Source organism: Streptomyces sp. NBC_01092 (assembly GCF_045039535.1).
Classification (GTDB): domain Bacteria; phylum Actinomycetota; class Actinomycetes; order Streptomycetales; family Streptomycetaceae; genus Streptomyces.
Genome location: NZ_CP108659.1, coordinates 7,589,093 through 7,613,120 on the forward strand (window position 1 = coordinate 7,589,093; position 24,028 = coordinate 7,613,120).

Here is a 24,028-nt window from a genome sequence, read left to right on the forward strand (position 1 = left end):
CGGGGCATGACGCTGCTCGCACATGACCGCTACTGCGACGAGATCGCCCACCAGGTCGGCCTGTTGAGGTCAGTGGTGACCTCCGGCGCCGATCTGTCGGCCACTGTGCCGACCTGCCCCGACTGGTCGCTGGAAGAGCTCGTGCGGCACATCGGCGGCGCCCTGCGCTGGGTGGAGCTGATGGTGCGGACGCGGGCCGAGGAGGAGATCCCTGAGGAGAAGGTCCCGGGGGTCGAGGGCCCCGAGGGTGACGCCGCCGCGCTCGACGCCTGGCTCGCGGAGACCGGCGAGATGGTCGTCGGCACGCTGCGGGAGGCCGGTCCCGACGCGAAGGTGTGGGGCTGGGCCGGGATCCTCAACGCCGGGTTCTGGGCCCGCCGTATGACCCACGAGGTCACCGTCCACCGCGCGGACGCGACGCTCGCCGCCGGGATGCCGTACGAGGTCGCGCCGGACGTGGCCGCCGACGCGATCGACGAGTGGTTGCAGATCGTCGAGTGGGCCCAGCGCAGCCTGCCGGACGACCCGACGCGGGATCTGCACCGGCCGGGGAGCAGCATCCATCTGCACGCCACCGACAACGCGCCTGAGGTGAACGCCGAGTGGGTCATCGACCTCGACGGGGGTGCCGTCACCTGGCGGCGCGGTCACGAGAAGGCGACGGTCGCCCTGCGCGGCCCGCTCACCGCCGTACTGCTCGCCTTCTACCGTCGACTGCCGCTGGACAGCCCCGAGTTGGAGGTCCTCGGCGAGCGGGAGCTGCTGGAGTTCTGGCTGGAGCGGGCGACGTTCGGCTGACACGCGGATGGCCCGCCCCCGGAAAGGGGACGGGCCACCAGGGCGTTGCTCTACGGGTGCGTCAGCGGTCGCTGCTCGCCCCGCGCCGGCGCAGGCCGAAGAAGACCGCGCCGCCGCCGAGCGCGACCAGGGAGACCGCGATGCCGGCGATCAGGCCGGTGTTGGAGTTCGCACCGGTCTCGGCGAGGTTGGAGTCACCGGCCGCCGGGGACGGGGCGCTGCTCGCGGGGGCGGTGCTCTCGCTCTCCGACGGGGTCGGGGCCGGGCTGTCGGTCTCCTCGGCCGGGGTCGAGGCGGTCTCCGACGGGGTGGGGGTGTCGGACGGAGCCGGCGGCTCCTCCTCTTCCTTCTTGCAGGCCGTGGACGGGGTCGTCAGGTTCGGCGTGATGTCCTCGTCCACGTAGCCGGCGGCCTTGACGTGGATCCGGTACTCGGCGTCCGGCTTCCAGTTCTCGGCGAAGGTGATGGTGACACCCTCGCGCGAGCCCTTGACCTCCTGCTCGCCGACCTTCTTCAGGTCGGCGCCGTTGTTCTGCAGGTACACCGTGACGGTCGCCGGGATACCGCTGGGGTCCACGTCGGTGACGGTGATGATGCCCTTTTTGCCGTCGCACTTGGCTTCGGCGGAGAATTCACTGATGTCGCACGCGAGCGCGTTGCCCGCGACGGAGAGCGCGAGCGCGGCCGAGGCCGAGGCGACACCCAGAGCGCGCACGGAACGTGCGACGGTACGGCGGTTTATGGACACGTTTGTCCTTACGGGAGTTGCGCCACTGAGGGGGGTTCGACGGAGCCGGTGACGTGACACCACCGTCCCCAGGAGACTCACAGGTTTATAAGCGTGGCATAAGTAGTGTCAACGCATATGCAGCCTACAGCCGTTGGCTTTGCCCTCTTATTAACCGCCGAGACGTTTCAATGCCTCCGGCGCGTCCTCGATCCGGTCGACCAGGGCGATCCGCGCCTCCATCGACCGCTCACGGGCGAGGGACTTGAGCAGCGGCCACGCGGGCAGCTTCTCCGTCCAGTGCACGCGGTCGACCAGGACCATGGGGGTGGGTTCACCGCGCGACTCGTAATAGTTCGGCGTCGCGTTGTCGAAGATCTCCTGTACGGTCCCGGCGGCGCCCGGCAGGAAGACGACGCCCGCGCCCGAGCGGGCCAGGAGGCCGTCCTCGCGGGTGGCGTTGGCGAAGTACTTCGCGATGTGCGAGGCGAAGGGGTTCGGCGGCTCGTGGCCGTAGAACCAGGTCGGGATGCCGACCGAGCGGCCGCCCTTGGGCCAGCGGGCACGCACCTCGAAGGCGGCCGTCGCCCAGTCGGTGATCGAGGGCGTGAACACGGGGGCCTTCGCGAGGATCCGGAGGGCTTCGGCGAGCATCTCGTCGTCGTACGGGGCGGCGTACGCGCCCAGGTTGGCGGCCTCCATCGCGCCCGGGCCGCCGCCGGTGGCGACCGTGAGGCCGGCGCGGGCCAGCTCCCGGCCGAGCCGCGCGGCGCCCTCGTAGGCAGGCGTGCCGCGCCGCATCGCGTGGCCGCCCATGACACCCACCACACGGGCGCCGGACAGGAGTTCGTCGAGCGCGTCCGAGATGGAGTCGTCGTGGATCGCCCGGAGCATGGAGGCGTACACGTCGCGGTCCGCCTTGGTCCGCTGGAACCAGGCGTACGCGCGGGCGTCGGGCGTGTTCTCGTAGCCGTCCGTGAGGGAGGCGAAGAGTTCGTCGGGGGAGTAGACCAGGCCCCGGTACGGATCGAAGGGGAGGTCCGGCACTGGCGGGAAGACCAGGGCGCCGCCGCCGCGGATCTTCGCGGCCGCCTCCTCGCGCATCGGGCAGCCGAGGAAGATGGCACCCGTCGTGTCCGTGCCGAGCAGTTCGCGCGTACGGTCCGTCAGGTCGACTGCCTGGATACGGAATCCGGCGAGGGAGCCGCGCGCCGAGACGGTCGCGTCGAACTCCTCCAGTGTCTCTATCTCACGGTCGTCGTGGTGGGCCGCATGGGCGGGCATCGTCTGCACCCGCCCATGCTAGGCACCGTGCCTCGTGCGGGGGCGCGGCGGGCTCAGCCCTCGATGGCCGCCGGGTCCATCCACACGACCTCCCAGGTGTGGCCGTCGAGGTCGTCGAAGGCACGGCCGTACATGAAGCCCATGTCCTGGACCTTGTCCGACGCGGTGCCGCCTGCCGTGACGGCCTTCTCCACGAGCTCGTCCACCTTCGCGCGGCTCTCGGCGCTCAGACAGATCAGCACCTCGCTGGTCGTCGACGCGTCCGCGATCTCCTTCTTGGTGAAGGTCGAGTAGAACGGCTTGGTGAGCAGCATCGCGACGATGGTGTCGCTGATCACGACGGACGCCGCGTTCTCGTCGCTGAACTGCGGGTTGATCGAGTAGCCCAGCTCCGTGAAGAACTTCTTCGAGGCGTCGAGGTCGTTCACGGGCAGGTTCACGAAGATCATCTGCTGGTACGCGGGGGCGCTCATCGTGGTCTCTCCCATCAGGGTGGTTGCTGTTCGGTGGGATAGACCGGGGGCCCGATCGGAACTCATCGCCGGTCGGAGATTTTTCCTCACCGGTTTTTCGGGGACGTCTGCCGGCGACCGCGGCGGCTGTGTCAGCGGGCGGCCAGGGGCAGCGCGGCCAGCTCGGCCACGACCAGGGTCAGCGGGCAGAACACGGCCAGCAGGACGCCGGTGCGCAGGGCGGCGGCGCTGCGGAGCATCGCGGTCGGGGCGCCGAGGAGCAGCAGCGCGGCCGTGGTGTCGGCGCGGGCCTGTCTGGCCTCCAGCGCGGCCATCAGGAGGGTGGTCACGGTCGCGCCGGTGACCACGGTGGCGCCGAGAGCGGAAAGCGGGCCGACGGTGGCGTTGGCCGCGGAGTCGGACAGGGGCGCCATGGCGTACACGGCGGCGGCCACGGCGCAGACGACGCCGAGGGGGCGGCCGATGCGGGTGGCTTCCGCCATGAGGCCGCGGCCCGCCAGGAGACGGACGGGGCCCGGGCGTACGGACTGGAGGAGCCGGCCGCAGAGATGGGTGAGACCCGGTGCGGCGAGCGCGAGACCGAGGGCGGCGAGCACCCAGCCGACCAGGACTGCGGCGGGGCCGGTGGGCAGCGCCGTGGGGAGGGCGTGGGGGCTGCCGGCGGTGGTGCGGCCGGCGTAGCTCTCCACGGCCAGGCCCGCGGTGAGGATGGTGATGCCCCAGGGCAGGCCCGCGGGGGGTTTGCGGGGGACCGGGGAGTGGGTCAGGTCGTCCAGCGTCTGCCGGCTGTCCTCCTCCTCGACCGGCGAGGGGACCGGTGCGCTCGCCCGCGCCTGCGGGGCGCCGCCCATCTGCGCGGTCGCGGTCCCGGCGGCACGGCCGTTGTGCGGGGCGGGCGTCGCCCCGGTGGTACGACCGCCCGGGCGCTGTGGGGTGGCCGCGGCGCCCCGTACGGCATCCCGCAACCGCGCCCCGAACCGCCCGTACGCCCCGAAGGTCTCCCCTCCCGCCGATCTGCCGGACCCCCCGAAGCGGCCGTACGGCCGTCCCGTGGACCTCCCCGAGGCGGGCCCGAGGGCCTTCGGGCGCAGCAGCAGGGCGACCGCTGCCGACGCCAGTGCCGGTGCGAGGGCCAGGAGCGTCAGGGCGGCCGGCAGCGGCAGCGGGCTGTCCGCCGCCAGGAACGCCGAGGCGGCGCCGTCGAAGGGCATGCCCGTCAGGTCGCCCCGCAGGTGCAGGAAGACGAGCAGGGCGAGCATCGAGCCGAGGGTGCAGGCCAGGGCCGTCGTGGTGGCCGAGACCAGCATGAGGCGGCCCGGACCGAGGCCGATCGCCGCGAGGCCGGGGCGGGGCCTGGTGGCGGGGTCGGTGCGGGCCACGGCCACCGCGAGGTGGATCGTCGCGGCCAGCGGCGGTGCGCACCAGGCCAGCCGGAGCGTTGCCGCGGCGGGGGAGTCCGGGTGGGACATCGCGTAGCCCAGCGCTGACAGCAGCAGGAAGCCCGTGCCCGCCGACGCCGCCGCGACGAGCAGCCGGCGCAGCTGTACGGCGGGCTGGGCGACGCGGGTCAGGCGGAGAGCGAGCACGCGGCCCGGCCTTCCGCCTCGGTGACGGGGGGCAGGTGCACCGTGTTCACGCGCCGCCCGTCGAGCAGCGTCACGGTGCGGTCGGCGAGGGCTGCTGTGTCCGCGTCATGGCTGGCCAGCAGGACGGTGATGCCGTGCGAGCGGGCCGCCGTCGTCAGGGTGCGCAGGGCGTGCGTGCGGTCGGCGCGGTGCAGGGACGCCGTCGGCTCGTCGGCGAACAGGACCATGGGCGAGGGGGCCAGCGCACGGGCGATGCACACGCGCTGGCGTTCGGCCTGGACCAGCTGGTGCGGGCGCTTGCGGGCCGCCTCGCCGATGTCCAGGCGCTCCAGCCATTCCAGCGCCGCCGTCTTGGCGCGGCGACGGCTGGTGCCGCGCAGCATCAGCGGGAGGGCGGTGTTCTCCCAGACGTTCAGCTCGGGGACGAGCGCCGGGGTGGGGTCGACCCAGGCGAACCGGTCGCGGCGCAGCCGTTCGCGGGCCACCGGACCCATCGTGTGGACCGGCACGCTGTTGAACCAGACCTCGCCGCGCCGCACCTGGGCCAGGCCGGACAGACAGCGCAGCAGCGCGGTCTTGCCGCTGGCGCGCGGACCGATGACGGCGAGGATCTCACCCTCCTGGACACCGAGTGAGACGCCGCTGAGTGCGGGCGAGCCGTCGTTGTACGAGAAGTGCAGGGCGCGTGCCCAGAGCACGTCGTTGTCCGGCGGGGCCACCATCGCGTACACCTCGGTTCTGATCCGTTTTCCCGTTCCTCGATCCCCCGTGCGGGGGAACGAAGGCTGGGCTGATCGGTCACTGGCACGCTAGGCAGCCGTCGCCCGAAGCCGGGACAGCACAGGGCCCCGGGCCGCCGTGTCTCACTCGAACGGGCGGCACCGGGGCCAGTGTGTTGATCATTCCGGCCGCGGGGCGGCGGAGGATCGGTCGGGGTCAGAGCTTCGTCCACGCCTCCGACAGCGTCTCGCGCAGGATCTGCTCGATCTCGTCGAACGTCTCCTGGTTGGAGATCAGCGGCGGCGCGAGCTGGATGACCGGGTCACCGCGGTCGTCCGCGCGGCAGTACAGGCCGTTCTCGAAGAGCTTCTTGGACAGGAAGCCGTACAGGACGCGCTCGGTCTCCTCGTCGGTGAAGGACTCCTTGGTCGCCTTGTCCTTCACCAGCTCGATGCCGTAGAAGAAGCCGTTGCCGCGGACGTCGCCGACGATCGGCAGGTCGTACAGCTTCTCCAGCGTCCCGCGGAACGCGGCCTCGTTGTCGAGGACGTGCTGGTTGAGGCCCTCGCGCTCGAACAGATCGAGGTTGGCGAGGCCCACGGCCGCGGAGACCGGGTGGCCGCCGAAGGTGTAGCCGTGCAGGAAGGTGTTGTCGCCCTTGTAGAAGGGCTCGGCGAGGCGGTCGGAGATGATGCAGGCGCCGATCGGGGAGTAGCCCGAGGTCATGCCCTTGGCGCAGGTGATCATGTCCGGGACGTAGCCGAACTTGTCGCAGGCGAACGTCGTGCCCAGACGGCCGAAGGCGCAGATGACCTCGTCCGACACCAGCAGCACGTCGTACTGGTCGCAGATCTCGCGCACCCGCTGGAAGTAGCCGGGCGGGGGCGGGAAGCAGCCGCCCGCGTTCTGGACCGGCTCCAGGAAGACCGCGGCGACGGTCTCCGGGCCCTCGAAGAGGATCTGCTGCTCGATCTGGTCGGCGGCCCAGCGGCCGAAGGCCTCCGGGTCGTCACCGAAGAGCGGAGCGCGGTAGATGTTGGTGTTCGGGACCTTGTGCGCGCCGGGGACCAGTGGCTCGAAGGGGGCCTTCAGGGCCGGCAGACCCGTGATGGACAGGGCGCCCTGCGGGGTGCCGTGGTAGGCGACCGCGCGCGAGATGACCTTGTACTTGGTCGGCTTGCCCTGCAGCTTGAAGTACTGCTTGGCGAGCTTCCAGGCGGTCTCGACGGCCTCGCCGCCGCCGGTGGTGAAGAAGACCTTGTTCAGGTCGCCCGGGGCGTGGTGGGCCAGGCGCTCGGCCAGCTCGACGGCCTTGGGGTGGGCGTAGGACCACACCGGGAAGAACGCCAGCTCCTGCGCCTGCTTGAACGCCGCCTCGGCGAGCTCCACGCGGCCGTGGCCGGCCTGGACCACGAACAGGCCCGCGAGGCCGTCGAGGTAGCGCCGGCCCTTGTCGTCGTAGATGTAGGTGCCCTCGCCCCGGACGATGGTCGGGACGGGGGACTTCTCGTACGAGGACATACGCGTGAAGTGCATCCACAAGTGGTCGTACGCGGTCCTGCTGAGGTCCTGAGGGCTGCTGGTGCTCACGGTTATCGGATCCTCACGGTTATCGGGTTCCCCACATGTAGGTCTGCTTCTTGAGCTTGAGGTAGACGAAGCTCTCCGTCGAGCGCACTCCGGGGACCGCCCGGATGCGTCGGTTGATGACGTCCAGGAGGTGGTCGTCGTCCTCGCAGACGATCTCCACCATCAGGTCGAAGGACCCGGCGGTCATCACCACGTACTCGCATTCGGACAGGGCCGTCAGCGCGTCGGCCACGGCCTCCACGTCGCCCTCGACGTTCACGCCGACCATCGCCTGCCGGCGAAAGCCCACGGTGAGCGGGTCCGTGACGGCGACGATCTGCATCACGCCCTGGTCGAGCAGCTTCTGGACGCGCTGGCGCACGGCCGCCTCGGACAGGCCCACGGCCTTGCCGATGGCTGCGTACGGCCGGCGGCCGTCCTCTTGAAGTTGTTCGATGATGGCGAGGGAGACGGCGTCCGGCTGGGGACCGCCGTTCCTGGACTCGCGGGAGTCCCTCTGCTCTGCGCTTCGACTGACCACGACGTCACTGTGCACGACGTCTCGACAGTTCCGCAAGGCCGAGGCGATGAAATTCGTTGTTTACGTGACTGAGTACTGCGGATTTCGCAGATGTGGCGCCAGTGGGGGTGTTGAAAACGTGGGAGAGCCGATTAGGGTGGGTGTCTCAGAGAATGGACAGCTCTACCTGACAGGAGGCCGGCAGTGAGCACCGAGCTGCGTCGTCTGCGCAACTACATCGACGGTGAGTTCCGGGACGCCGCCGACGGACGGACCACCGAGGTGGTCAACCCCGCGACGGGCGAGGCGTACGCGACCGCGCCGCTGTCCGGACAGGCGGACGTCGACGCCGCGATGGAGGCCGCCGCACGGGCCTTCCCCGCCTGGCGTGACGCGACCCCCGCCGAGCGACAGAAGGCCCTGCTGAAGATCGCGGACGCGTTCGAGGAGCGGGCCGAGGAGCTCATCGCGGCCGAGGTGGAGAACACCGGCAAGCCGATCGGACTCACGCGGTCCGAGGAGATCCCGCCGATGGTCGACCAGATCCGCTTCTTCGCGGGTGCGGCGCGCATGCTGGAGGGCCGCTCGGCCGGTGAGTACATGGAGGGCATGACCTCCATCGTCCGCCGTGAGCCGATCGGCGTCTGCGCGCAGGTCGCGCCCTGGAACTACCCGATGATGATGGCCGTATGGAAGTTCGCGCCGGCTCTCGCGGCGGGCAACACGGTCGTCCTGAAGCCGTCCGACACGACCCCCGCGTCGACGGTCCTCATCGCCGAGATCATCGGTTCGGTCCTGCCCAAGGGTGTCTTCAACGTCATCACCGGCGACCGTGACACCGGGCGCCTGATGGTCGAGCACCCGACTCCGGCGATGGCCTCCATCACCGGTTCGGTGCGGGCCGGTATGTCGGTCGCCGAGTCCGCCTCCAAGGACCTCAAGCGGGTCCACCTGGAGCTGGGCGGCAAGGCGCCGGTCGTCGTCTTCGAGGACACCGACATCGCCAAGGCCGTCGAGGACATCTCCGTCGCGGGCTTCTTCAACGCCGGGCAGGACTGTACGGCCGCCACGCGCGTGCTGGTGCAGGAGGCCATCCACGACGAGTTCGTGGCGGCGCTGGCCAAGGCCGCCGCCGAGACGAAGACGGGTCAGCCGGACGACGAGGACGTGCTGTTCGGCCCGCTCAACAACCCGAACCAGCTCAAGCAGGTCTCCGGGTTCATCGAGCGGCTGCCCGCCCACGCCAAGGTCGAGGCCGGCGGTCACCAGGTCGGTGACAAGGGCTACTTCTACGCGCCGACCGTCGTGTCCGGGCTGAAGCAGGACGACGAGATCATCCAGAAGGAGGTCTTCGGGCCGGTCATCACCGTGCAGTCCTTCTCGGACGAGACGCAGGCCGTCGAGTGGGCGAACGGCGTCGAGTACGCGCTCGCGTCGTCGGTGTGGACCAAGGACCACGGGCGGGCGATGCGGATGTCCAAGGCGCTGGACTTCGGGTGCGTGTGGATCAACACGCACATCCCGCTGGTCGCGGAGATGCCGCACGGTGGGTTCAAGAAGTCCGGGTACGGCAAGGACCTTTCGGCGTACGGGTTCGATGACTACACGCGGATCAAGCACGTGATGACGTCCCTGGACGCGTAGTTCTGCGGCTGCGGGGGCGTATGTGCGGGTCGCGCCCCTGGGCATGCTGCAGCCCCGGACGGGTCAAGTGCCGTCCGGGGCTGTGGTGTTTCCGATCGACAACCTGTCCGTCGGGTGCCGTTCCGCTCGACGGGGCGTCCATTGCCCGGCCCTCGGTGGCGGCGGCATGCTGCGGCCATGGCCCTCCCACCGATGAACTCTCCGCTGTCCCGTCGGACCCTGCTGCGCACCCTCGGTATGGGCACCCTGCTCGGCGGGCTCGCCGGCTGCGGTGTGCGGCCCGCCTACGTGTCGGCCGGCGACCGCGCCGCCACCGATGTCTCCGCCACCGACAAGCGGCTCACCTGGGCGAACTGGCCGCTGTACATCGACACGGACGACGAGGACCAGACCCGGCGGCCCACGCTCGAGGCCTTCCAGAAGCGCACGGGCATCTCCGTCGACTACGTCGAGGAGATCAACGACAACGACGAGTTCTTCGGCAAGATCAGCCCCGCCCTGATGAACCACCAGCGCACCGGCCGCGATCTCATCGTCATCAGCGACTGGATGTGCGCCCGGTTCGTACGGCTGGGCTGGGTGCAGGAGTTGGACCGGGCGCACCAGCCGAACGTGACGAAGTACCTCGACCCGCTGCTGCGTTCACCGGCCTTCGACCCCGGACGGAAGTTCACCGTGCCGTGGCAGTCCGGCATCACCGGCATCGCGTACAACCGCCGCAGGCTCGGCCGCGAGATACGCCACGTCTCCGAACTGTGGGCGAGCGACCTCAAGGGCCGGGTCACGCTGCTCTCCGGTCTGGACGAGGCGTTCGCGCTGCTCATGCAGGGCAACGGCGTCGACATCACCCGATGGACGGCGGACGACTTCCACACCGTCTGCGACCAGGTCGACAAGCAGGTCCGCAAGGGCCAGATCCGCCGCTTCACCGGCAACGACTACATCAAGGACCTGTCCAGCGGCGACGTCCTGGCCTGCCAGGCGTACTCGGGCGACGTCATCCAGCTCCAGGCCGACGACCCCGACATCCGCTTCGTCGTCCCCGAGGAGGGCGCCGAGCTGTGGTCGGAGTCCCTGATGGTCCCCAACCTCGCCCGCCACAAGACCAACGCCGAGCGGCTGATCGACTACTACTACGAGCCCGAGGTCGCCGCCGAACTGGCCACGTGGGTCAACTACGTCTGCCCCGTCCCGGCAGCCCAGGACATCCTCGCGTCCTCCAAGGACGAGGACACGGCCGCGCTTGCCGAGGACCCGCTGATCTTCCCGGACGGGGCGATGCGCCGACGCCTGGCGATCGCGCGGGACATCACATCGCAGGAGCGGGTGGAGTTCGCGAAGCGGTGGAACGCGATCGCGGGGTTGTAGGCGGCCGGCTCCTCGCTGAGGGCGGCTTGCTCGTTCCTACGCGACCGTGAGCACGATCTTGCCCTGGATGTGCCCTCGGGCGGCGCGTTCGTGCGCCGCGCGGGCATCCGCCAGGGGGAACGTGCTGTCGATCGCGACGCGCACCGTGCCCGCGTCGAGCAGGCGGCCCAGTTCGGCGAGCTGCGCGCCGTTGGAGCGGACCTGGGTGATCGAGACCGTGACGCCCAGCTTCGCGGTCTCCTCCTCGTCGAAGTCCCCGGGGAACACGGGGAACTGGGAGCCGCCGCGCTTGAGTGTGTGCAGGAAGCGCCTGCTGTGGGGGCCGCCGACGGTGTCGAGGACGACGTCGATGTCGTGCACGAGTTCCTCGGGACGACTCGTCGTGTAGTCGATGAACCGGTCGGCGCCGAGTTCGCGCAGGAACGACTCGTGAGCGCCCGATGCCACCGCGATGACCTGTGCGCCCTTCCACTTCGCCAGCTGCAGCGCGAAGTGCCCCACGCCGCCCGCGGCGCCGTTGACGAGGACTGTCGTGCCGGCGTCGAGCGGTGCCGGGCGATGCCGTGCCTCCTGGAAGGGCGAGGGGTGGTCGTGTCCGAGCTCGATCAGGTACTGCCATGCGGTGAGCCCTGCCATGGGCGCCCCGGCGGCGTGCACGTGGTCGATGCCGGCCGGCTTGAGTGCGAGGTCCGACGCGCGTGCGGCCACGTACTCGGCGTATGCGCTGCCGTTGAAGCTGGGGAAGCGGAGGAGGCCGAAGACTTCGTCACCTACGGCGAAGGCGTCCACGTCCTCGGCGACGGCCTCGACGACGCCCGACACGTCCGTCCCCAAGATCGCCGGCAGGCTGAGCGTCGATTCCGTCCCGGGCATGCTGGTCAGCCCGCCGCGCACGTACCAGTCCGGAGGATTGACGCCGACCGCCGATACGCGGACGAGCACCTCGCCGGGCCCCGGCTCGGGCATCGGCACCTCGTCGTAACGCAGAACCTCAGGGCCTCCGTGCTCATGCAGCCGGACCGCCCTCATCGTGTCTGTCGACATCGTTTCTCCTGCCCATGCCCTGCGGGATACGCTTATCCGGATCAGTGATCCATGTAAATGGACCACTGATCCGAATATATGGACCGCTGATCCGGATAGTCAAGAGAGACAGATGCGAGCCGACGCCAGGAAGAACCGCGACCAGCTGCTCGCCGTCGCGGGCGCCGCCATCACCGAGCAAGGCGTCGACGTGTCCCTGCGCGACATCGCGCGCCGGGCCGATGTCGGACTCGCCACGCTGCTGCGGCACTTCCCGACGCGCGAGGCGCTGCTCGATGCCCTGCTCCGCACGAGCTTCGACGAACTGACGGCGAAGGCGGGCGAGTTCGAGACGTCGAGCTCGCCCGAAGACGCTCTCGCTTCGTGGCTGCGGGACTGCGTCGCGTGGACGACCGAATACCGGGGCGTGACCGTGCTGATGGCGGCCGCCATCGAAGACACCGAATCCGCACTCCACGCTTCGTGCGTCACCCTGCGCGCAGCCGGCGCGCGGCTCCTCGCCCGTGCCCAGGCGGCCGGCGTGGCGCGCGGCGACATCGACGGCGACGATCTGTTCGCGCTGATCGCCATGCTCGCGTGGCTCGGCGATCAACCCTCGCTCGCGCCACGCGCCGATCGGCTCTTCGGGGTCGTCGCGGGCGCGATTCTGAAGAGCCGGTGAGCGAGGGGGTCAGCTCGGCTCGGTCTGCTGAGGCGTCACTCGGCACTCGGGCTTGATCACAGCGTGGGTCCCCGGCGATGCACCGCAGTCCGCCCCACCGTCGCCGCCAGCTTCCGGAGGCGTCGCCAGTCCAGGCGGGGCGGGCGTTGCGGGATGCCGGGGCGTTTGCGGGGGACGCGGACGCGCAGGGCGCCGGCGTTGATGCGGCAGTGGACGGGAGCGGGCAGGACGAGGGCCTCGCCGTCGAGGCCGACCTCGATCTCCGGACGGTCGGCCTCGATGATCACCTCGGGGGCGGTGAGGATGGTGAGGCCGTCCGGCTCGGGGTCCAGGAGCAGGGCGGCGGCCTCGGCCGCGCTGTCCACCCTGATGCCGAGGACGCCCAGGACGGCGGCGTCGAGGCGGTCGCGGCGGCCGAACCCGAAGGGATCGCCCGTGCGGTAGGGGTTGTTGCTGACCAGCACGGCATGCGGAGCGCTGAGCGTCCGGCCCGCCGCACGAGCCGTCAGTGTCGGGCCCTGCTGGCGCGTGAGCAGGTCGGGCAGCAGCTCCAGGCTGGTGCCGATCTTGTCGTCGCGGTAGCCGGGGCTCTGCACGATGGCCGCGTACGCCCCGAAGGAAGCGTTGTTGACGAAGGGCCGGCCGCCCGCGTACCCGAGGTCGACGCGCAGCTCCACGCCGTCGGTGAGGGCGTCCAGGCAGGCCGCCGGGTCGTCGCGGTCGAGGCCGAGGTCCACGGCGAAGTGGTTGCGCGTGCCGGCGCTGATCACCAGGAACGGGATGTCGTAGGCGGCGGCGACGGCCGCGACCCGCGCCTGGGTGCCGTCGCCGCCCGCGACGCCCAGCAGGTCCGCCCCCTCGGCCACGGCCTTGCGGGCGAGGGCGGTGACGTCCTGGTGATGGTCCTCGTCGAGCAGGATGACGTGGGCGCCGAGCCGCTCGGCCTTCTCCTGGAGCGAGAAGCGGCCCACCTTCCCGCCGCCGGAGCGCGGGTTCATGATCAGATACGGCCGCCGCGGCGGCGGTGCCTTGCGCTCCCGCATCACCCGCACCCGGGAGCCCCCGGCGCCCCGCAGCGCGTGCCGACCGCTCCACACGGCCACCGTCCACAGGGCCACGGACACGAGCAGCGCCCAGAAGAGGGTGGCCGCGAACAGGGCGATGACCGCGGCCGGCACCGCCAGCGCCACGACGCCCGCCACCCAGCGCAGCGGCCCGCGCAGCGTCAGCGTCCACCACAACGCGACCGCGCTGAGCCCCAGGCCCGCCGCGCCGGCCACCAGCAGCAGGAGCCCGCCGACACCGCCGTAGGCGAGCGGCACGAGCACCGCGAGCCCCGCCGCGGCGAGCGCCGTCCGCGCCGCCCACCGCTGCTCCCGGTACGCCCGGTCACTCAGGTCCAGGCCCATGAGTCCTCCCTCGTCGGCGGACATCGTAGGGCCGGTCCGGCGCGAACCGCATGGTGGCGGTCGGTTCGGGCCCACGAGGGAAACCCCTTTTGAACGTGTTCAACTCCTGGCGTACGCTACCCCCATGAGCGACAGAGCCGCCCTGCTCAAGGGCATCCGCGTCTGGCTGGCCTTCTTCGTCGTCTGTCTGGTGCTCAGCGGCGCCACGGCCTTCCCCCTTGTCCACGAACTGCGCTGGACCGAGGACCTGTTGCGCAGCCTGTCCGTGCCGGAGCACCTCCCCGGCCTGATGGACTGGATCGAGCGCGTCCGGCGCGGGCTCGACACCGCCGACGCCGACCACCCCTTCCTCCTCTACGGCACGGACTGGCTGGCCTTCGCCCACCTCGTCATCGCGGTCGCCTTCTACGGGCCGTACCGCGACCCGGTGCGCAACATCTGGGTCGTCGAGTTCGGGATGATCGCCTGCGCGGGCATCATCCCGCTGGCTCTGATCTGCGGGCCCATCCGCGACATCCCCTTCTGGTGGACGGTCATCGACATGTCGTTCGGCGTCTTCGGGGTGATCCCGCTGTACGTCGTACGGAAGAAGATCAAGCGGCTGGAGGCACTGACGGCGCCGTCGGCACCTCCGGCCGCTGCCGCCGCCGTCAGCGGTTGAACGCGGGGAACGCGAATCGCCGGGCGATGGCCTCGCCGTCGCCGCGCGCGTCGGTCGAGTTGACGGAGTAGACCACGGTGCGGGACAGGTCACGGGTGGCCGCGACGACCGTGTGGTAGCCGGGGCGGGATCCCGTCTTGGCCCAGACCGTCCGGCCGTTCAGCTTGAACGGCGAGAACGGGGCGCCCATCGTGGCGTCGACCGCGTCCGGCACCGCGAACATCTCCGTCAGCTGCGGCTCGGGCACGACCCGCCCGCTGAACACGCCCACCAACAGCCGTTCGAGATCCGCGGTCGTCGAGATCATGTCGCCGGCCGCCCACCGGTCGGACATGTTCCAGTCGGTCACGTCGACCAGCTCGCCGTCGATCCGCTCGAACCCGCGGTTGTGGGGCCCGTGGATGCGGGGGTCGGGGCCTGCGGGGAACGACGTGTGCCGCATGCCGAGCGGCCGGAAGATCCGTACGGCCGCCTGGTGGGCGTACGAGTCGCCGGTGACCCTCTCGATCAGCATGGCCAGTACGGTGTAGTGGATGTTGCCGTAGACCTGCCGCTCGCCGGGCCTGTACTCGGGGTCCGGCCCCTTGGCGACGGACGAAGCGACGACTTCGGCGGGCGTCAGGGTCTCGAAGCGGTGCGGGTACATCTCCTCGGTGGTTTCCCCGAGCGACGCCCCCGGCCGCAGCCCGCTGGTGAAGTTCAGCAACTGCCGTACGGTGATGGGCGCGAAGTTCTTCGTGAGCAGGCCGGGCAGGTACTGCTGCACCGTGCCGTCGAGGGAGATCCGCCCCTCGGCGGCGAGTTGCAGCGCGAGCGCCGCGGTCACGATCTTCGTCGCCGAACCGGCCCGGAAGCGGGCGTTCTCGATCGCCGGCGCCCCGGTTCTCAGGTCGCGCACCCCGGCCGACCCGTGCCAACTCCCCTTGCCGCCCACCCGGATCAGCGCCGCCGTCGCCTCGTTGTCGGGCAGACCGGCGAGCGCGGCGCACAGGGCCTTGACGTCGGGGCCGTCCTTCGGAGCGGCCTCGATCGCCTGCGCGGAACAGGACGACGGGGGCGCGGGCCGCGCGGAGGCGGTCCCGGCGAGCGGCAGTGCGGTCAGGGTCAGGGTGAGCGCGGAGGTGACGAGGGCGGGAAACGGGCGTACGGGCATCTTCGGCTCCTGGGTCGGTGGGATGTCCGTGATCATCGTCGGGGCGGTGGGGCCCCGGCCGGATCGTCGGTGCGGAGGGGGTCGACCCTGACCGAGCCCGGAGCAACTGCCGCACAAAACAAGGGTGTTGCCGGGGATCGCCCCTACGGGCCCTCGCCCGCCGAAAAAGTGTTATCGCCCGGCACTTCACCGCGTCTCCACTACCCCAAGCGGAATGTGACCGTCGACATAGCCAACAGTGCTGGTCGGGCTGAGAAGGTGCGTGCGGGCAGCGCATGACCCGGGAGAGGACGTACGTGGACGAGGCAGCCGGCCGGCAGTGGCGCTCCACCATCGCGGCGGCGCAGGCCGGTGACCGGCAGGCGCTCGACGAGGTGGTCGAGGGCTGGCTGCCGCTGGTCTACAACGTGGTCGGGCGCGCCCTGAACGGCCATGCCGACGTCGACGACGTCGTCCAGGAGACCATGCTGCGCGCCGTCGACAACCTCGGCTCGCTGCGGGACCCGGACAGCTTCCGCTCCTGGCTCGTCGCCATCGCCATGCGGCAGATCCGGGACCGGGCCCGCCGCAGACAGCCCGCGCAACTCGACGAGTCCGCCGCGCACGAGGCCACCGACTTCGCCGAACTCACCGTGCTGCGGCTTCAGTTGGAGGGCCAGCGGCGCGAGGTCGCGCAGGCGGTGCGCTGGCTGGACGCGGAGGACCGGCAGCTGCTGTCGCTGTGGTGGCTGGAGGTCGCGGGCGAGCTGACCCGGCGCGAACTGGCCGCCGCGGCCGGAATCAGCCGACAGCACGCGGCGGTGCGTGTCCAGCGCCTGAAGGAGCGGCTGGAGACCGCCCGCGGCATCGTCCGCGCACTCGACGGCGCCTGCCCCGGCCTGCGCGAGCTGACCGCCCGCTTCAGCGGCCGCCCCGACTCGGTCTGGCGCAAGCGGCTCGCCCGGCACATCAGGGGCTGCGGCTACTGCGGCGACACCCGCGAGGCCGTCGTCCCCGCGGAACGCCTCCTCGTCGGCATCGCGCTCGTCCCCGTCCCCGTCGGCTTCACCCTCTCCCTGGCCCTCGGCGGCAAGACGGCGGTCGCGGCGACGGCGACCTCCGTCGGCTGGTCCGCCAAGGTGATGGCCGCCCTCACCCAGCCCGCCGTGGCGGTGACGGCCGGCGCGACGCTCGTCGCGGGCGGCGCCTACGTCGTGACGCAGCCGCCGGACAGCCCGCCGCGGGCGACGGCACCCACGGCATCGAGCACGGCCCGCCCGCCGTCGCCCACCCCGCCCGGGACACCGACGGCCACGCCCTCACGGTCCCCGTCGCCGTCACCGACGCGGAAGGCCGAGCTGTACGGCACGGTCGTCGACGCCATCGACCGGGCCCCGGACCCTAACGCCGAGCCCGCCGCCCTGCCGCACCGCCCCGAGTCCGGCGTCACCAGCACCTGGGGCGCGAAGGCCGTCATGCAGCACCGGGGCGAAGCGGTGACGCTCAGCGGCCGGGGCTATGTCCTGGTGCGCTGGCAGATCTCCCCGCAGTCGCGGCCCGGCGCGCTGGTCATGCCGACCTGGACCGGCCTCAAGGGCGAGCTGTTCCATGTCGCGTCCGGCGGCGGCCGCCGTATGGACGACACCACCGGACCCGACACCACCGGGATGGGCGGCCCCGCCACCGGCTACACGGTCCTGCCGGACGGCACCCAGCAGATGTGGCAGAACGAGTACTTCTACGTCGACGGCTCGGTCACCCTCCACCAGAACGAACGGGGCGCCGACTACGGCGTGATCGTCTTCCCGTCCACCTGGGAGGAGGCCGAGAAGGACGTACGGACCGGCCCCGACCAGGGAGTGATCCGCTACGGCCTGGTCCGCGACACCGGCAAGGACACCGCGCCGGTCCCGCAGTACGTCACCCGCGAGACACCCACCGACCCGGCGACGGTGGCACAACGCTCGCGCGTGTAGCGGCTAGACGCCGCGCAGGCCGAGGAGGACGTCGAGGCGGTTCGTGGTGATCGAGTCGACGCCGAGCTCCAGCAGGCGGCGCATGGAGCGCCGGGTGTCCGGGGTCCAGACGGAGAGCAGATGGCCGCCCCGGTGGACGCGCTCGGCGAGGGCGTGGTCGACCAGGCCGAAGCGGTAGTTGAGCCAGCGCGGGCGTACCGCGTCCAGCAGCGCGGGGCGCGGCGGCGCCAGCGTCGTCCAGGTCAGGGCGATCTCGGCGGCCTGGTCGGCGGCTCGTACGGCGAGCATGGCGGAGGCGTCCGCGCAGTAGTACACGCGGTCCTGGGCACCGCACTCGCGCACGACGTCGGCGATCCGGCGCGCGGCCCGCACATCGGGCGTGCCCGGCAGATCGAGCATCACCCGGCTGTCGTCGCACACCGCGAGTGCCTCCGCCAGCGTCGGCACCCCGCCCTCCGTCAGCCCCCGCACCTCGGCCGCCGACAGCGCGCGCAGCGGCCGGTCCTGCTCCCACAGCCGCTTCAGCGTCTCGTCGTGCAGCAGCACGGGCACGCCGTCCTTGGTGAGCCGTACGTCGACCTCCACCGCGTCCGCGCCCAGGGCGAGCGCGGAGCGCAGGGAGTCGAGGGTGTTCTCGCGGACGCGGTAGGGGTCGCCGCGGTGGGCCACGGCGGTCACGTTCTGCATGGGGCCATTCTGGTGGGGACGGGGGCCGGAGCGGAAAGGTGCGCGGGCGGGTCGGCTCAGGGCGCGAGCCACGCGGCCGTGTACGTGTCGATCTCGTCGGCGATCCGGGCCTTGCCGGGCTCGTCGAGGAAGGACGAGGTCACGGCGTTCTTGGCGAGCTCGGCCAGGCCACGCTCGTCGAGGTCGAGGAGGCGGGCGGCGACCGCGTACTCGTTGTTGAGGTCGGTGCCGAACATCGGCGGGTCGTCCGAGTTGATGGTGACGACGATCCCGGCCTTCGCGAACTCCTTGATCGGGTGCTCGTCGATCGTGCGGACCGCGCGGGTGGCGATGTTGGAGGTCGGGCACACCTCCAGCGGGATCCGGTGCTCGGCGAGGTGCGCGAGCAGCTTCGGGTCCTGCGCCGAGCTGGTGCCGTGCCCGATGCGCTCGGCGTGCAGATGGGTGAGGGCGTCCCAGACCGTCTCCGGGCCGGTCGTCTCACCGGCGTGCGGCACGGAGTGCAGCCCGGCGGCGACGGCCCGGTCGAAGTACGGCTTGAACTGCGGCCTCGGTACGCCGATCTCGGGCCCGCCGAGCCCGAAGGAGACCAGGCCCTCGGGGCGCACCCGGTCGTCGGTGGCGAGCCGCGCGGTCTCCTCGGCGGCCTCCAGACCCGCCTCGCCGGGAATGTCGAAGCACCAGCGCAGCACGGTTCCGAACTCGGCCTCGGCCGCCTTGCGGGCGTCCTCGATCGCCGCCATGAAGGCGCGCTCGTCGATGCCGCGACGGGTGGAGGAGAACGGCGTGATGGTCAGCTCGGCGTAGCGCACCTGCTGGCGGGCCAGGTCACGGGCCACCTCGTAGGTCAGCAGCCGTACGTCCTCCGGGGTGCGGATCAGGTCCACGACGGACAGGTACACCTCGATGAAGTGGGCGAAGTCCGTGAAGGTGAAGTAGTCCGCCAGGGCCTCCGGGTCGGTGGGGACCCTGGAGTCGGGGTGGCGGGCGGCGAGTTCCGCGACGATGCGGGGGGAGGCGGAGCCGACGTGGTGGACGTGCAGTTCGGCCTTGGGCAGTCCGGCGATGAAGGCGTGCAGATCGCGCGGGACGCGGGCGTCGACGAGATGGTCGGTCAAGGTTCCTCCCCGGGAACAGCGCCTGCCGGTGCGGTTCCTGGCCGGCGGGACGCGGTGATCGGCTGATCGGTGACTCGGGATCATCGTAGGCCGGGGCCGCGCCGGAAATGCCAGGGCCTTAGCATGACGGGACGTACGACAGAGGGGGTCCCGCGCATGTCCGACGACGCGCAGACGCCGGAAGCGCCGGAAGTATCGGGGGAGGCGGCCGCCGGGGGGTTCGTCTCGCCGGGTGGTGCCGGTGGGGCGACGGGGGCGACCTCGCTGGACAAGACGTCCGGGGACGGTCGGGGTGGTACGCCTCAGGCGGCCGGACCCGACTCCGTGGACCCCTGGGCGGCGGGGCCTGGGCCTGGGCACACCGTCGCCTCGAACGAGCCGCCGGCCTGGGCCGCGCCGTCCGTGCACGATCAGCGGACGGTCACGTCGATGCCCTCCGCGGGGCAGTTCGCCGAGCCACCGGGTCCGCCCAACCCGTTCGCGGCGCCGGGCCCCACGCACGCCGACCCCTTCGCGGCGCCGGGCCCCATGCACGCCGACCCCTTCGCGGCGCCGTACGCCGCGCACGGCGAGCCCGTCCCTCCGCCGCCGATGTCGCCCGACGGTCCTGGGCAGGTCCCGTACGGCTATCCGGCGCCCGGTCCCGGTTATTACGGCTGGCCCGGGATGCAGCCCATGCCCAGCAACGGCATGGGGACGGCCGGTCTGGTGCTCGGGATCATCTCCGCGGCGATCTTCTGTCTGTGGCCGCTCGCCATCATCCTGGGGGTGCTGGCGTTGATCTTCGGCGCGATCGGTCGTGCCAAGGCGCGGCGGGGCGAGGCGACGAACCCCGGCCAGGCCCTGGCCGGGATGATCTGCGGCGCGGCGGGCACGGTGCTCGGCTTCGGGATGCTGGCACTGGTGATCGCGACGGGCGTGTAGCGGCAAGGCCGGGGTTTCCTCGCCCCCGCCAGGGGGCTCTGCCCCCTGGACCCCCGCTCCTCAAACGCCGGAGGGGCTGATTCATAGGCGCGGCGGGGGCGAGAAAACCCCCTACACCCGCAGCCGCTCCCGCGCCTCCATCAACGCGAACCCCAGCAGATTCGGCCCCCGCCACCGCTCCGGATTCCCGGCCCCGTCATCCCCCGCCGCAAGCCCGATCCCCCACACCCGGTCCACCGGACTCGCCTCCACCAGCACCCGCTCCCCGGTCCCCAGCAAGAACGCCCCCAGCCCGGGATCCGCGGCGAACTTGTGGACCGACCCCTCGACGACGATCCGGAACCGCTCCCGCTCCCACACCGCGTCGTCGAACCCCCGCACGAGCCGCCCGGCCTTCTTCGCCAGCGAGGGATGCTCCGCGGCCAGCACCTGCCGCTCCGCCTCCGCGTCCCCGAACAGCCGGGCCTTCTCGGCCATCATCCAGTGCTCGGCGGTCGCGTAGGACACGCCGTCCACCGTGAACGGCGACGGCCACCACTGGCTGAGACAGCTCGCGCCCACCCGCCCGTCCGGCAGCGGCCGGTGTCCCCAGAAGTGCAGATACCTGACTCTCGCCCCCGAGCGGACGGCCTGGATCAGGACATCCCAAGAATCGATCTTCGCCATATGGCCGAGTCTGGCACGCACCACCGACATTCCGTCCTCGGTTTTCCAGGCCAACTCGACACCTGGTCGACAGATTCCGTCGCGTAACCAAAAGGCAACAACGGAATCACTTGTTGGAGTCCTTCTGCTCTGTCAGGATCGGCACTCAAATCGAGCCTGAGCCACGCCGGCCCCCTCGGGGGCACGGAGGGAGCGACATGCACAACCCGGGCACCGCCACCCCGGAACGATTCCCGGCGCAGGACCGCTTCGCGGACGGCGCGCAGTACATCGCGGGCCGTCCGGCGAAGGGGACCTCGGGGCGTACGCACGCCGTCGTAGACCCTGCCACAGGCGAGGAGGTGTACACGTACGACCTGGCCGGTACCGATGACGTCGATGCCGCGGTCGCCGCCGCCCGCGAGGCCTTCCCCGCCTGGGCCGCGGCCACCCCCGGCGAGCGCTCCGACGCACTGCACCGCTTCGCCGCGGTCGTCGCCGAACGCGCCGAGGACTTCGCCCGCGCGGAGTCCCTGCAGTGCGGCAAGCCGCTGAAGCTGACCCGGGAGTTCGACGTCCCGGGGACCATCGACAACATCGCCTTCTTCGCCGGAGCCGCCCGGCATCTGCAGGGTCAGTCCGCCGGTGAGTACTCCGGCGACCACACCTCGTACGTGCGCCGCGAACCCATCGGCGTCGTCGGCTCCATCGCCCCCTGGAACTACCCCCTCCAGATGGCCGCCTGGAAGATCCTCCCGGCGATCGCCGCGGGCAACACGATCGTGCTCAAGCCCGCCGAGCTCACCCCGCTCACCTCGCTCCTGTTCGCGCAGGCGGCCACCGACGCCGGAATCCCGGACGGTGTCATCAACATCATCACGGGCACCGGGAAGGAGGCCGGCGAGCACCTGGTCGGCCATCCCGACGTCGCCATGACCTCCTTCACCGGCTCCACCGCCGTCGGCAAGCGCGTCGCCGAGATCGCCACCGCGACCGTGAAGCGGATCCACCTGGAGCTCGGCGGCAAGGCGCCCTTCCTGGTCTTCGACGACGCCGACATCGAGGCCGCCGCCCACGGCGCCGTCGCGGGCTCGCTCATCAACACCGGGCAGGACTGCACGGCCGCCACGCGCGCGTACGTGCAGCGACCGCTGTACGACGCGTTCGTCGAGCGCACCGCCGCCCTGATGGAGAGCGTCCGGCTCGGTGATCCGTTCGCGCCGGGCACCGATCTCGGGCCGCTCATCTCCCACGTCCAGCGCGACCGGGTGGCCGGCTTCGTCGACCGTGCGCGTGCCTACGCGCGCGTGGTCACCGGCGGCGCCACGCCGAAGGGGGAGCTGGAGGACGGCGCGTACTATCTGCCCACGCTCGTCGCCGACGCCGCCCAGGACAGCGAGATCGTGCAGTCCGAGATCTTCGGTCCGGTACTGGTCGTTCTGCCGTTCGACAGCGACGATGACGGGATCCGGCTGGCCAACGACACCCCGTACGGTCTGGCCGCCTCCGCGTGGAGCCGGGACGTCTACCGGGCGAACCGGGCCACGCGCGAGATCAAGGCCGGGTGCGTGTGGGTCAACGACCACATCCCGATCATCAGCGAGATGCCGCACGGCGGCTACAAGGCGTCCGGCTTCGGCAAGGACATGTCCGCCTACTCCTTCGAGGAGTACACCCAGGTCAAACACGTCATGTTCGACAACACCGCGGTCGCCGCGAAGGACTGGCACCGCACCGTCTTCGGGGACCGATAGCCAGATCAGCGGGCACGGCCGCGCGTCCGACCCACGCCGGCCGTCCCCCCTCCCTCCCGAAAGGGCACCAAGCGCATGGAGCAGTACGAGCCCGACCGCCTGTCACCGGCCCAAGTGGCCGCCATGCGGCGCAGCCTCCGCAATGGCCGGGCGGCGATGACCCGCCGTTCCCTGCTGCGCGCCTCCGCGGGCGGCGCGCTCGCGCTGGGCGGACTGGGGACGCTCAGTGCCTGCGGGATCCCCGCGGCCGGCAAGACCGAGGGCGGCACGTCCTCCGAGGACCACTCGGCGAAGGAGAAGGAGATCTCCTTCTCCAACTGGACCGAGTACATGGACGTCGACGACAGCGGCAAGCACCACCCGACGCTGGAACAGTTCACCAAGCGGACCGGCATCAAGGTCAAGTACACCGAGGACATCAACGACAACAACGAGTTCTTCGGCAAGGTCAAGCCGCAGCTCGCGGCGGGCCAGGACACCGGGCGCGACATCATCGTGCTCACCGACTGGCTGGCCGGCCGTCTCATACGCCTCGGCTGGGCCCAGAAACTGGACCCGTCCAACCTGCCGCACGCCTTCGCCAACCTCTCGCAGCAGTTCCGCGATCCCGACTGGGACCCGGGGCGGGCGTACTCGTACCCCTGGCAGGGCATCTCGACCGTCATCGCCTACAACAAGAAGGCGCTCGACGGCGTCGAGGTGAAGACGGTCTCCGACCTGCTCGACAACCCCAAGCTCAAGGGCCGCGTCGGCTTCCTCACCGAGATGCGCGACACCATCGGGATGACCCTGCTCGACATGGGCAAGGACCCCGGCAAGTTCAGCGACGACGACTACGACGCGGCGATCGCCCGCCTGCAGAAGGCCGTCGACAACAAGCAGATCCGCCGCTTCACCGGCAACGACTACACCTCCGACCTCACCAGCGGCGACTTCGCGGCCTGTCTCGCCTGGGCCGGAGACGTGGTCCAGCTGAAGGCCGACAGCCCGGACATCGACTTCCTGATCCCGGACAGCGGCTACATGACGTCGAGCGACAACATGCTCGTCCCCAACAAGGCCCGTCACAAGACGAACGCCGAGCGGCTCATCGACTTCTACTACGAGCCGAAGCCCGCGGCCGAGCTCGCCGCCTACATCAACTACGTCTGTCCCGTGGACGGTGTGAAGGAAGAGCTGGCGAAGATCGACGAGGACGCGGCGAACAACCCGCTGATCCTCCCCGACAAGGCCATGCAGGCCCAGTCCCGCGCCTTCCGCTCACTGAGCTCGAAGGAAGAGACGGCATACGAAGAGAAGTTCGCGAAGCTCACAGGGGCGTGACCACA

Annotated in this window: 22 protein-coding genes; 9 read left to right on the forward strand and 13 right to left on the reverse strand. The window is 71.0% G+C overall.

The annotated features are described in order from the left end of the window. The first annotated feature begins 6 nt into the window (after nt 1-6). Nucleotides 7-798 carry a maleylpyruvate isomerase family mycothiol-dependent enzyme gene (locus tag OG254_RS34625; RefSeq protein WP_405589673.1) on the forward strand — a complete coding sequence of 264 codons (792 nt, stop codon included), beginning with the start codon at nt 7-9 and terminating at the stop codon, nt 796-798. A 61-nt stretch (nt 799-859) separates the two neighbouring features. On the opposite strand, the gene OG254_RS34630 is transcribed toward OG254_RS34625, so the two are convergent. From OG254_RS34630 to OG254_RS34660, 7 genes are all read right to left on the reverse strand, one after another. Beyond that, nucleotides 860-1,513 carry an LAETG motif-containing sortase-dependent surface protein gene (locus tag OG254_RS34630; RefSeq protein WP_405589675.1) on the reverse strand — a complete coding sequence of 218 codons (654 nt, stop codon included), beginning with the start codon at nt 1,511-1,513 and terminating at the stop codon, nt 860-862. A gap of 183 nt (nt 1,514-1,696) precedes the next feature. Further along, nucleotides 1,697-2,818, reverse strand: coding sequence for an LOG family protein (locus tag OG254_RS34635; RefSeq protein WP_405589678.1), 1,122 nt, complete (start codon nt 2,816-2,818; stop codon nt 1,697-1,699). Nucleotides 2,819-2,862: 44 nt separating this feature from the next. Continuing rightward, nucleotides 2,863-3,282: a VOC family protein gene (locus OG254_RS34640; RefSeq protein ID WP_351188467.1), complete on the reverse strand. Its 420-nt coding sequence runs from the start codon at nt 3,280-3,282 to the stop codon at nt 2,863-2,865. Between the two features lie 131 nt (nt 3,283-3,413). Further along, complete coding sequence (locus tag OG254_RS34645; protein WP_405589681.1) at nt 3,414-4,868, reverse strand: hypothetical protein; 1,455 nt, start codon at nt 4,866-4,868, stop codon at nt 3,414-3,416. Beyond that, nucleotides 4,850-5,590, reverse strand: coding sequence for an ATP-binding cassette domain-containing protein (locus tag OG254_RS34650; protein WP_351188471.1), 741 nt, complete (start codon nt 5,588-5,590; stop codon nt 4,850-4,852). Before OG254_RS34650 ends, OG254_RS34645 begins: the two co-directional genes overlap by 19 nt. A 214-nt stretch (nt 5,591-5,804) precedes the next feature. Continuing rightward, on the reverse strand, nt 5,805-7,178 hold the full coding sequence (locus OG254_RS34655) for an aspartate aminotransferase family protein (RefSeq protein ID WP_405589685.1): 1,374 nt from the start codon (nt 7,176-7,178) through the stop codon (nt 5,805-5,807). A gap of 19 nt (nt 7,179-7,197) precedes the next feature. Further along, a complete protein-coding gene (locus tag OG254_RS34660) occupies nt 7,198-7,713 on the reverse strand; it encodes an Lrp/AsnC family transcriptional regulator (RefSeq protein WP_405589688.1) in 516 nt (171 codons plus the stop codon). A 168-nt stretch (nt 7,714-7,881) separates the two neighbouring features. Between OG254_RS34660 and OG254_RS34665 the strand changes: the two genes are divergently transcribed. Both OG254_RS34665 and OG254_RS34670 read left to right on the forward strand, forming a co-directional pair. Further along, nucleotides 7,882-9,321, forward strand: a complete 1,440-nt coding sequence (locus OG254_RS34665; RefSeq protein WP_405589691.1) for a gamma-aminobutyraldehyde dehydrogenase — start codon at nt 7,882-7,884, stop codon at nt 9,319-9,321. A 177-nt stretch (nt 9,322-9,498) separates the two neighbouring features. Further along, nucleotides 9,499-10,689, forward strand: a complete 1,191-nt coding sequence (locus tag OG254_RS34670) for a spermidine/putrescine ABC transporter substrate-binding protein (protein ID WP_405589694.1) — start codon at nt 9,499-9,501, stop codon at nt 10,687-10,689. 36 nt (nt 10,690-10,725) lie between these two features. Here the strand turns inward: OG254_RS34670 and OG254_RS34675 are convergent, their stop codons facing one another. Continuing rightward, a complete protein-coding gene (locus OG254_RS34675; RefSeq protein WP_405589696.1) occupies nt 10,726-11,733 on the reverse strand; it encodes an NADP-dependent oxidoreductase in 1,008 nt (335 codons plus the stop codon). 112 nt (nt 11,734-11,845) lie between these two features. On the opposite strand from OG254_RS34675, the gene OG254_RS34680 reads away from it, so the two are divergent. Beyond that, complete coding sequence (locus OG254_RS34680) at nt 11,846-12,394, forward strand: TetR/AcrR family transcriptional regulator (protein WP_405595367.1); 549 nt, start codon at nt 11,846-11,848, stop codon at nt 12,392-12,394. A 56-nt stretch (nt 12,395-12,450) separates the two neighbouring features. On the opposite strand, the gene OG254_RS34685 is transcribed toward OG254_RS34680, so the two are convergent. Further along, a complete protein-coding gene (locus tag OG254_RS34685) occupies nt 12,451-13,803 on the reverse strand; it encodes a diacylglycerol/lipid kinase family protein (RefSeq protein ID WP_405589698.1) in 1,353 nt (450 codons plus the stop codon). Between the two features lie 124 nt (nt 13,804-13,927). Here OG254_RS34685 and OG254_RS34690 point away from each other — a divergent pair, with 124 nt between their 5' ends. Next, on the forward strand, nt 13,928-14,464 hold the full coding sequence (locus OG254_RS34690) for a hypothetical protein (RefSeq protein WP_405589701.1): 537 nt from the start codon (nt 13,928-13,930) through the stop codon (nt 14,462-14,464). Here OG254_RS34690 and OG254_RS34695 read toward each other — a convergent pair. Continuing rightward, nucleotides 14,454-15,617 (reverse strand): serine hydrolase domain-containing protein, encoded by a 1,164-nt coding sequence (locus OG254_RS34695; protein WP_405589704.1) that lies wholly within the window; start codon nt 15,615-15,617, stop codon nt 14,454-14,456. The genes OG254_RS34690 and OG254_RS34695 overlap by 11 nt on opposite strands. A 275-nt stretch (nt 15,618-15,892) precedes the next feature. On the opposite strand from OG254_RS34695, the gene OG254_RS34700 reads away from it, so the two are divergent. Beyond that, nucleotides 15,893-17,572, forward strand: coding sequence for an RNA polymerase sigma factor (locus OG254_RS34700; protein WP_405589707.1), 1,680 nt, complete (start codon nt 15,893-15,895; stop codon nt 17,570-17,572). Between the two features lie 3 nt (nt 17,573-17,575). Here the strand turns inward: OG254_RS34700 and OG254_RS34705 are convergent, their stop codons facing one another. Next, the gene (locus OG254_RS34705) at nt 17,576-18,259 is read right to left on the reverse strand and encodes a glycerophosphodiester phosphodiesterase (RefSeq protein ID WP_405589710.1); all 684 of its coding nucleotides are present in this window, start codon (nt 18,257-18,259) and stop codon (nt 17,576-17,578) included. Between the two features lie 56 nt (nt 18,260-18,315). Then, a complete protein-coding gene (locus OG254_RS34710; RefSeq protein WP_405589713.1) occupies nt 18,316-19,377 on the reverse strand; it encodes an adenosine deaminase in 1,062 nt (353 codons plus the stop codon). 156 nt (nt 19,378-19,533) lie between these two features. Between OG254_RS34710 and OG254_RS34715 the strand changes: the two genes are divergently transcribed. Then, nucleotides 19,534-20,301 (forward strand): DUF4190 domain-containing protein, encoded by a 768-nt coding sequence (locus tag OG254_RS34715; RefSeq protein WP_405589716.1) that lies wholly within the window; start codon nt 19,534-19,536, stop codon nt 20,299-20,301. A 111-nt stretch (nt 20,302-20,412) separates the two neighbouring features. Here OG254_RS34715 and OG254_RS34720 read toward each other — a convergent pair whose 3' ends face one another. Continuing rightward, nucleotides 20,413-20,997, reverse strand: a complete 585-nt coding sequence (locus OG254_RS34720) for an NADAR family protein (RefSeq protein WP_405595369.1) — start codon at nt 20,995-20,997, stop codon at nt 20,413-20,415. 167 nt (nt 20,998-21,164) lie between these two features. On the opposite strand from OG254_RS34720, the gene OG254_RS34725 reads away from it, so the two are divergent. Beyond that, nucleotides 21,165-22,700 (forward strand): gamma-aminobutyraldehyde dehydrogenase, encoded by a 1,536-nt coding sequence (locus OG254_RS34725; protein WP_405589719.1) that lies wholly within the window; start codon nt 21,165-21,167, stop codon nt 22,698-22,700. 75 nt (nt 22,701-22,775) lie between these two features. Beyond that, complete coding sequence (locus tag OG254_RS34730) at nt 22,776-24,023, forward strand: spermidine/putrescine ABC transporter substrate-binding protein (RefSeq protein ID WP_351188510.1); 1,248 nt, start codon at nt 22,776-22,778, stop codon at nt 24,021-24,023. The last annotated feature ends 5 nt before the right edge of the window (nt 24,024-24,028 follow it).

Coding starts and splice junctions, on each gene's coding strand:
- OG254_RS34685 (WP_405589698.1), bottom strand. CDS start 13,803: ATGGGCCTGGACCTGAGTGACCGGGCGTACCGGGAGCAGCGGTGGGCG.
- OG254_RS34720 (WP_405595369.1), bottom strand. CDS start 20,997: ATGTCGGTGGTGCGTGCCAGACTCGGCCATATGGCGAAGATCGATTCT.
- OG254_RS34670 (WP_405589694.1), top strand. CDS start 9,499: ATGGCCCTCCCACCGATGAACTCTCCGCTGTCCCGTCGGACCCTGCTG.
- OG254_RS34725 (WP_405589719.1), top strand. CDS start 21,165: ATGCACAACCCGGGCACCGCCACCCCGGAACGATTCCCGGCGCAGGAC.
- OG254_RS34700 (WP_405589707.1), top strand. CDS start 15,893: ATGACCCGGGAGAGGACGTACGTGGACGAGGCAGCCGGCCGGCAGTGG.
- OG254_RS34715 (WP_405589716.1), top strand. CDS start 19,534: ATGTCCGACGACGCGCAGACGCCGGAAGCGCCGGAAGTATCGGGGGAG.
- OG254_RS34695 (WP_405589704.1), bottom strand. CDS start 15,617: ATGCCCGTACGCCCGTTTCCCGCCCTCGTCACCTCCGCGCTCACCCTG.
- OG254_RS34625 (WP_405589673.1), top strand. CDS start 7: ATGACGCTGCTCGCACATGACCGCTACTGCGACGAGATCGCCCACCAG.
- OG254_RS34730 (WP_351188510.1), top strand. CDS start 22,776: ATGGAGCAGTACGAGCCCGACCGCCTGTCACCGGCCCAAGTGGCCGCC.
- OG254_RS34640 (WP_351188467.1), bottom strand. CDS start 3,282: ATGAGCGCCCCCGCGTACCAGCAGATGATCTTCGTGAACCTGCCCGTG.
- OG254_RS34690 (WP_405589701.1), top strand. CDS start 13,928: ATGAGCGACAGAGCCGCCCTGCTCAAGGGCATCCGCGTCTGGCTGGCC.
- OG254_RS34705 (WP_405589710.1), bottom strand. CDS start 18,259: ATGCAGAACGTGACCGCCGTGGCCCACCGCGGCGACCCCTACCGCGTC.
- OG254_RS34650 (WP_351188471.1), bottom strand. CDS start 5,590: ATGGTGGCCCCGCCGGACAACGACGTGCTCTGGGCACGCGCCCTGCAC.
- OG254_RS34675 (WP_405589696.1), bottom strand. CDS start 11,733: ATGTCGACAGACACGATGAGGGCGGTCCGGCTGCATGAGCACGGAGGC.
- OG254_RS34680 (WP_405595367.1), top strand. CDS start 11,846: ATGCGAGCCGACGCCAGGAAGAACCGCGACCAGCTGCTCGCCGTCGCG.